This is a genomic window from Actinophytocola sp., assembly GCF_035942955.1.
GTDB lineage: Bacteria > Actinomycetota > Actinomycetes > Mycobacteriales > Pseudonocardiaceae > DASYTH01.
This window is the reverse complement of record NZ_DASZCQ010000198.1, coordinates 1-7,653: the sequence shown is the minus strand read 5'-3', so window position 1 is coordinate 7,653 and position 7,653 is coordinate 1. Positions and strand designations below refer to the sequence as shown.

5 protein-coding genes and 1 pseudogene are annotated in these 7,653 nt (G+C 71.8%); 3 read left to right on the top strand and 3 right to left on the bottom strand.

Going from position 1 to position 7,653, the window contains the following annotated elements:
• The 3 genes and pseudogenes from VGX25_RS19615 to VGX25_RS19605 form a co-directional block, all read right to left on the bottom strand.
• Nucleotides 1–808 (bottom strand): annotated as a pseudogene (locus tag VGX25_RS19615) (haloacid dehalogenase); the annotation flags it as partial.
• 31 nt (nucleotides 809–839) lie between these two features.
• Nucleotides 840–1,361, bottom strand: a complete 522-nt coding sequence (locus tag VGX25_RS19610) for a DUF1360 domain-containing protein (protein ID WP_326919283.1) — start codon at nucleotides 1,359–1,361, stop codon at nucleotides 840–842.
• Nucleotides 1,362–1,429: 68 nt separating this feature from the next.
• Nucleotides 1,430–3,454, bottom strand: coding sequence for an NPCBM/NEW2 domain-containing protein (locus VGX25_RS19605; protein WP_326919282.1), 2,025 nt, complete (start codon nucleotides 3,452–3,454; stop codon nucleotides 1,430–1,432).
• Between the two features lie 104 nt (nucleotides 3,455–3,558).
• Here VGX25_RS19605 and VGX25_RS19600 point away from each other — a divergent pair, with 104 nt between their 5' ends.
• From VGX25_RS19600 to VGX25_RS19590, 3 genes are read left to right on the top strand one after another with little or no spacing between them, the layout of a single operon-like run.
• Nucleotides 3,559–5,724, top strand: a complete 2,166-nt coding sequence (locus VGX25_RS19600) for a TIM-barrel domain-containing protein (protein WP_326919281.1) — start codon at nucleotides 3,559–3,561, stop codon at nucleotides 5,722–5,724.
• Complete coding sequence (locus tag VGX25_RS19595) at nucleotides 5,715–6,089, top strand: twin-arginine translocation signal domain-containing protein (protein ID WP_326919280.1); 375 nt, start codon at nucleotides 5,715–5,717, stop codon at nucleotides 6,087–6,089. The genes VGX25_RS19600 and VGX25_RS19595 overlap by 10 nt, the downstream gene beginning before the upstream one ends.
• A complete protein-coding gene (locus VGX25_RS19590; protein WP_326919279.1) occupies nucleotides 6,086–7,489 on the top strand; it encodes a glycoside hydrolase family 28 protein in 1,404 nt (467 codons plus the stop codon). Before VGX25_RS19595 ends, VGX25_RS19590 begins: the two co-directional genes overlap by 4 nt.
• The last annotated feature ends 164 nt before the right edge of the window (nucleotides 7,490–7,653 follow it).

Here is a 7,653-nt window from a genome sequence, read left to right as displayed (position 1 = left end):
CACCGAGGGTGAGCGCGCGCCGGGCGTAGCGGTCGGCGGGGTTCTCCGGCAGCGGCCGCGGACGCTCGACGACCACCGGCTCGGCGGCGGCGTGCTCCGGGCCGGTGATCAGCTCGGCCTCCCGCCGGCACCACGCCTGCTCCTGCGCGCGGGCCTCGCGCCACTGGGTGGCCCGCTGCACGATGTCCAGGGCCGTGCCCTCGCCGCGCGCCGCAAGGCCGTGCAGCACCGCGGCGGCCATCGAGGTGGCCGAGTCCGCGCGCTCGCTGCCACCCATCCGCCCGGCGGCCAGCTCGCGCAGCCGGGGATGCAGGTCGATCAGCGCGGTGAGCGCGGCCACCTCGCTCGGCAGCGGCGCCCACGGCGCGATCTTGTTGATGGTGGCGAGCACGAGGCCGAACGCGTCGATCATGATCGTGGGCAGCAGCCGGGTGTGCACCGCCCCGTCCGCCGGGTGGTGCAGCTCGTCCTCGGCCGCGTGCTCCTCGGGGGTCGCCGGCTCCGCCTCGGCCCGCGCGATCACGTCGATCAGCTCGGACTGCCGGGGGGCCGGCTTGCCGACGCCGACGATCACCCGTGAGGACGGGGCGTTGACCCGGGCCCACAGCACGCCGCGCCGGCCCTCGAGGGCCCGCTCGATCCGGCGGGCCACCCGCTCGCCCCCGGGACCGTGCACGCCGTGCGCCTCGATGTAGATGCGGCCGGGACAGGACCACACGAGCCGCCTCGGCCGGCCCGGCAGCGACGTCAGGGCCAGCCCGGCCAGACCGCGGCCGAGCCGGCCGATCGTGTCGACCGGACCTGGCACGGATACTCCGAGCACTCGCATGACCGCCTACTTAGGACAGCTTCTGCACGGCCTGCTTCGCGGCGTCGTAGCCGATCTGCAGGGTGTCCGAGGCGGCGACCGCGGCCAGCATCGTGGCCACGATCCTGGTGATCCGCGGTGCGAAGACCATGCCGGCGGTCAGCCCGGTGGCGACCCACACCGCCAGGCAGAACGGGCAGGTCAGCACCTCACCCACGGCGTGCTGGGTGCCGTGCCCGCGCACCGACTCGTTGACCTCGCTGAGCCCGCTCTCCTCTTCGAACCGGGCGAACGGGGCGCGCAGCGGCGCGGTCACCGCATCCTTGGTCAGCAGCCGGCTGGCCTTGTGCGTGGCGATCCCCAGCAGCGCGGTGTCGCCGAGCCCGACCCGGTTGGGCAGGCGGGTGCCGGTCGCCCGCGCGAGCACACCGAGCGCCGACACGACGGCGCCGTAGGTGCCCAGCACGACGGCATAGCCGCGCAACGGGCGATCGGCCGCGCCCTCGTACAGCTCCGCGATCCGGCGTGCCACCCTGCCTGGCGACCTGGCCATCCCGTCCCCTCCGCTAGGTTGCTTCCCGCTCGGCGTGCGGGTACCCAGCGGTGGGCGTTCCAAGCCGGTTATATCGTGCAGGTCAGCACCGGGTCGGCCCAGTCGCCTCTGTCCCAACGGAATCCGTCCGGCCCGCCGTTCGTCACGATCCGCAGGAACGAGGCGCCGGTGAGGTTCCCGTCCAGGTGCACCGCGTCGTCCTGCCAGGTGCGCAGGCCGCTGTCGGCCACCTTCACGCCGTCGGCCCAGATCTCGAAGATCGCCGTGCTCTGGGTGGGGTCCGGGCGGGGGTCGCGTTCGTCGTCGATTCCGACGTCGACGCTCAGCGACGAGCAGCGGCCGGCCAGGTAATACAGGATCGAGGCCTCGGCGTGCGTGCCGAGGCCCTTGGCGTACCCGCGGCCGTTGATCGTCAATGGCCGGCCGTCGCCGGGGCGGATGCCGCCGTTGGACATGTCGAGCTCGACCGGGCCGAACCCGTTGGCCGCCTTGGCCCAGTGGACGGCGCTGAGCTCCGACACCCCGGCGGGGACGGGCTCGGGCACGATGAGCTCCTCCGACCAACTTCTGTGCACCTCGTCGTCGAAGATCGAGTGGTAGGTCACGGTGGCGGCGAGCTGGTACGGGCCGACCGGGGTCGCGGCCGGTGGGATCACCTCGTACCGCGTGGACACCGTTTCGCCGGCCCGGACCAGGCGCCGGCCGTTGGGGTCGAGGCGGCGGACCGCCCAACCGTCCGGGGCGGTGAACTGGAAGCGGGCCTCGAGCATCGGCAGCCGGCCGTGGTTGGCCACGGACAGCGAGGCGGTGAAGGGTTTCCCGGCGGGGACCACGGAGCCAGGGACGCCGAAGCCGGCGGAGGGAAGGTCGACGCCGAAGCCGCTGGCCGGGGGCTGGCGCCACCAGTCGGCGCCGCGCGAGACGCGGTACATCACGGTGCCGTGCGCGGGAACGGTGGTGGCGAAGGTGCCGGCGCTTTCGAAGGTGCGATGCTCCCAGAGATCGCGCAGGACGTAGGCCGGGCCCTGCGGGAGGCCGAGCTCGGCGGCGGAGGTGCCGATCGTCGCCGACGACTCGGTCTCGTTGAACAGGGTCACCGCGATGTCGCCGTTGGCGAGCGGCTTCTTCAGGATCCACCGGCCGTTGTCGTTGCGCAGCACGGTCGCCTGCGCGCCGAGGGGATCCTGGTCGACGGCGATCACGTCGCGGTTGCCGAGGATCTCCAGCGTCTGCGGGGTGGCGCGGCGCAGGTCGGTGCCGATCAGCAGCGGGGCGGCCATGCTGGCCCAGAGGCTGAAGTGGGACCGGTACTCGCGCTCGGTCATGCCGCCGTTGCCGACCTCGAGCATGTCCGGGTCGTTCCAGTGGCCGGGGCCGGCGAACGGGGCGAGGACGACGTTGGACTTGAACAACGACAGCATCGAGGCCCAGCTGTCGTTGATGTCGCCGGTGGTGCGCCACAGGTGGCCGACGTCGGCGCCCCACTCCCACGGACGGTTCTGGCCCCACTCGCAGATGCTGTAGACGATGGGGCGGCCGGTCTTCTTCAGCGCGTCCCGCATCCGGGGGTAACGCTCGAGCGCGGGGACGTTCTGGTTGTGGCAGTTGTCGTACTTGAGGTAGTCGACGCCCCACTCGGCGAAGGTCTGGGCGTCGATGTCCTCGTGGCCGAGGCTGCCTGGCATGGTCCGGGCGCACGTCTGGGTGCCGGCGCTGGTGTAGATGCCGAGCTTGAGGCCGCGGGCGTGCACGTAGTCGGCCAACGCCTCGATGCCGCTGGGGAAGCGCTCGTGGTGCGGCACGTACCGGCCGGTCACCGGGTCGCGGTCGAGCTCGGCCCAGCAGTCGTCGATGTTCACGTACTTGTAGCCGGCGTCCTTCAGACCGGTGCTGACGAACAGGTCGGCGGTGTCCCGGATCAGGGTCTCGTTGATGGCGCAGCCGGTGGCGTTCCAGTTGTTGAAGCCCATCGGCGGGGTCAGGGCCTGGCCGTCCGGAAGGGCGGCGGCGGGCGGGGGCGCGGCCACCGTGCTCACCCCGGCGGCGGCCACCGTGCCCAGTAGTAGGGACAGTGCGGAGATCAGTGCCCTCATACGCATACATCGGATCTTTACATGCCTATTGACGGTTGGAAAGCGTTTGCCTAGGTTCGATCGTGCCTTTACACCCGACTTTTGGAGGGGAGGGCGGAGCCATCATGATCCGCCCCAGGGGTTGGCGACCGGCGTTGGTCGGGGTCGCCGCGCTCAGCATTCTGGCAAGCGTGTCGTCCGGGCTCCCGGCCGCGGCGGCCGCTCCGGAGCAGGTCGAGGGCGTCGAATCGCTTCGATGGACGGTCGACAGGGCGCCGTTCGGATTGACCTTCCTGCGCGGCGGCCGGCCCCTCGTCGGTCACGCCCCGGAACAGGCCGCGGGCCCCGGCGGGCGGATGGCCTACGCCCTCGCCGACGGCAGCACGCACCGGCTGACCGACCTGATCGACCGGCGCGGGGACAGCCGGTCCACCACGTACACGGTCGCCACCGACGAGCCCGACCGGCGGGCGCAAGTGGTCGTCCGGCGCACCCCGCGCGGCCTGCGGGTGGAGTGGACCTTCCAGCCGCCGACCGGCGTCGCGCAGGTCTACGAGGCGCTGACCGGCGACGACGGCGAGCACTTCCTCGGCGGGGGCGCCAACTTCCTCTACACCGACCTGCGCCATCGGGTGCTGCTCAACAAGGTGCGGTTCACCGGCGCCGGCACGCTGAACCGGTGCAACAGCGGCGCCGCACCGAGCCCGTTCTTCATCAGCTCCCGCGGGTACGCGATCTTCCCGCACACCAACGCGATCGGCCGGCTGGCCTTCCCGAATGCGGTCGACGATCCGCCGCACTGCGTCACCACGCCGCCGCCGTGCCCGGTCCAGCTCGGCGTGCCCGACCGCATCCAGCTGTGCTTCAAGGCCAGCCGCCTCGACTACGAGGTGTACGCCGGCTCGCCGGCCGAGGTGGTGCGCTCGTACTCCGCGCTCGCCGGGCGGCCGAAGCTGCCGCCGGTGCGCCAGCTCGAGCTGACCTTCTGGCGCGACATCAACCCGGGCGGCCAGCAGCAGGTGCTCGACGACGTGGCGCAGCTGCAGTCCCGGGGCTTCCCGGTGAAGACCGTGTGGATCGACAACCCCTGGGAGATCAACACCGCAAACGACGTGCCGGGCACTCCGCCCACCCACGGCGGGGCGTGCAACGGCACCCTGCGGTTCGACCCGCAGCAGTTCCCCGAGCCCCAGGCGATGATCGACGAGCTGCACCGCCGCGGTGTCCGGTTGGGACTGTGGATCTCGTCGTTCGTCCGGCCGGTGGCGGCGAACGTGGCCTGCCCGGACGCCGGCTACCCGCCGGGGTCGTTCGTCGCCGACACCGGCCGCACCGACCGGTTCGACATCGACTTCACCAACCCCGTTGCCAGGGCGCACTTCGAGGCCAAGCTGAGCGCGCTGTTCACGATGGGCGTCGACTTCGTCAAGGGTGACCGGGGTGACGAGACCGACTTCGAGAACGCCCGGTTCGCCGCCGGACCCGGCGCCGACTTCCACAACGTCTACCCGGTGCTCTACGCCGAGTCCACCGCCAACGCGCTGCGCCGGGTCTGGGGTGACGAGTACACGATGCTGTTCCGGGCCGGCTACACCGGATCCCCCTCGGTGCTGCACGGGTTCTGGGGCGCCGATGCCAACGACACGTTCGAGGGGCTGCGGTTGTCCGTGCGGCGCGGGATGAACTCGTGGCTGAGCGGGCATCCGGTGTGGGGCACCGACACCGGCGGGTACGCCAACGGCGGCAACCCGGAGGCGCCGAGCCCGACGCTGTTCACCCGGTGGGCGCAGTTCTCCGCGGTGTCGCCGGTGTTCGAGGTCGGCGGCCAGGGCAAGAACGCCCAGCCGTGGACCTACGACGAGGCGACCGTGCGGCGGTTCCGCGACGCGGTCCGGCTGCACGAGGCGATCACGCCGTACCTGTACGCCCTGGCCCGGCACTCGGCGCGCACCGGCGAGCCGATCACCCGGCCGCTCGGGTTCGACTTCCCGGCCGACGACCGGGCCTGGGCGGCGGATCAGCACATGATGATCGGCCGGCACCTGCTGGCCGTGCCGGTGACCGCGGACCGGGCCGAGGCCGACGGCGCCGCCGGCCTGCCGACGCCGGTCGACGTCTACCTGCCCGCTGGCCGCTGGCTGGACGTGTTCGCCGGCCGGATCGTCCAGGGCGGACAGCAGCTCGTGCGGGCGGCGACACTCGACGAGTTCCCGCTCTACCTGAGGCTCGACGGCCTCGACGCCGCTACCGCCGGCACGCTGACCGAGCTGCGGGAGCGCACATGGGGATGAGCGTGTCCCGGCGGGACTTGCTCGGGGCCGCCGCCGCGGGAGTGGCGGCCGGCACGCTGCCCACCCCGGCCACGGCCGAAACGTCCCATGTGGACGACAGGATGCGCTCGGACCGCGCCTGGGAGCGGTTCCTGGCCGGGCAGTTGCGGCTCACCGACTGGAAGTCCGGCCCGGCCTTTGCCGAGACCGAGGCGATCCGCACCACCCGGTACCACACCAGAGCCGGGGCGCGGGACGTCAAGGTGGCGATCTTCCACCAGGTCGTCGCGCTCGACCCGACCCGGGAGCTGCGCTCGATCACCCTGCCGGCGGCGACCGCACCCCGCCCGCACCTGTTCGCGATCTCGCTGGAGAGGCCGACATGAGACCCAACCGACGCGCCGTGCTGATGGCCGGTGGTGCGCTGGCGGCCGCCAACGCGCTGCCCGGGACCGTGGCCTCGGCCGACCCCGCCGACCCGTGGCACCAGGCGCAGCTGATCCGCTGGCAGGTCCGGCCGCCGTCGTTTCCCCGCCGCAGCTACGACATCACCCGGTTCGGCGCGGCCGGGAACGGCACGACCGACTGCACCGAGGCGTTCCGGCAGGCGATCGCCGAGTGCCACGTCAACGGCGGCGGCCGCGTGCTCGTGCCGCCCGGCAGGTATCTCACCGGCCCGATCCACTTGCGCAGCAACGTGAACCTGCACGTGAGCGAGGGTGCCACGGTACTGTTCAAGACCGATCCGGCGGCCTACCTCCCGGTCGTGCTCACCCGCTGGGAGGGCACCGAGTGCTACAACTACTCGCCGTTCGTCTACGCGCTCGACCAGCACGACATCGCGATCACCGGCCGCGGCACGCTCGACGGTCAGGCGCCGCTTGGCCCGTGGGAGAGCTGGTACCGGTCCGGCGGGGGCCAGAGCGCCGACCAGCAGGCGCTGCGCCGGATGGGCAACGAGGGCGTGCCGGTCGCCGCGCGGGTGTTCGGCGCCGGGCACTTCCTGCGCCCCAACATGATCCAGCTCTACCGCTGCCGCAACGTCCTGATCAGCGACGTGACCATCCTCGAGCCGGCCATGTGGACGGTGCATCCCGTGCTGTGCACCAACGTCACGGTGCGGGACATCACGGTGGCCAGCACGCTGTTCAACACCGACGGCTGCGACCCGGAGTGCTGCGCGAACGTGCTGATCGCCGGCTGCCGGTTCAACACCAACGACGACTGCGTGGCGGTCAAGGCCGGCCGGGATGAAGACGGGCACCGCGTCGGTGTGCCGAGCCAGAACATCCTCGTCGAGGACTGCCTGTTGTCCGGACGGTGGGGCGGGATCACCGTCGGCAGCGAGATGTCCGGCGGGGTGCGCAACGTGTTCGCCCGGCGCTGCGTGATCAACTCACCGGACTTCCCCGGCAACTTCCCGGTCAAGTATCCCTTGTACATCAAGACGAACAAGCTTCGCGGCGGCTTCGTCGAGAATGTCCACCTGCGACACTTCAGCGGTGGGGGCGTCGAGCGCGAGGCGATCTTCATCAACATGGCCTACAACAACCAGGCCGGCACCCGCCCGGTCGTCGTGCGCGACATCAGCGTCGAGAAGATGACCATCGACGGCGCCCGCGCCGTGCTCAACCTGGTCGGCCTCGAGACCGACCACATGTCCCACATCCGGCTGAGCAACAGCACCTTCACCAACGTACGGAACCCCAACACGATCCAGTTCGTGGACGACCTCGTGCTGCACGAGGTCACCATCAACGGCCAGCCCGCCGAAGGAGCCTCATGAGCATCACCCGACGAAGCGTGTTGCGGGCCGGCGGGTCGGTGGCCGGGGGAGCCGTGATCTCCGGCGCCCTGCCCGGCACGGCCTCGGCTTCGGCCGGGCCCGCGCCGGAGTTCACGGTGCTGACCCCGGCCGCGGCGGTCGCGGCGCGGCCCCCCCGCCCCCCC

Coding starts and splice junctions, on each gene's coding strand:
- VGX25_RS19610 (WP_326919283.1), bottom strand. CDS start 1,361: ATGGCCAGGTCGCCAGGCAGGGTGGCACGCCGGATCGCGGAGCTGTAC.
- VGX25_RS19605 (WP_326919282.1), bottom strand. CDS start 3,454: ATGAGGGCACTGATCTCCGCACTGTCCCTACTACTGGGCACGGTGGCC.
- VGX25_RS19600 (WP_326919281.1), top strand. CDS start 3,559: ATGATCCGCCCCAGGGGTTGGCGACCGGCGTTGGTCGGGGTCGCCGCG.
- VGX25_RS19595 (WP_326919280.1), top strand. CDS start 5,715: ATGGGGATGAGCGTGTCCCGGCGGGACTTGCTCGGGGCCGCCGCCGCG.
- VGX25_RS19590 (WP_326919279.1), top strand. CDS start 6,086: ATGAGACCCAACCGACGCGCCGTGCTGATGGCCGGTGGTGCGCTGGCG.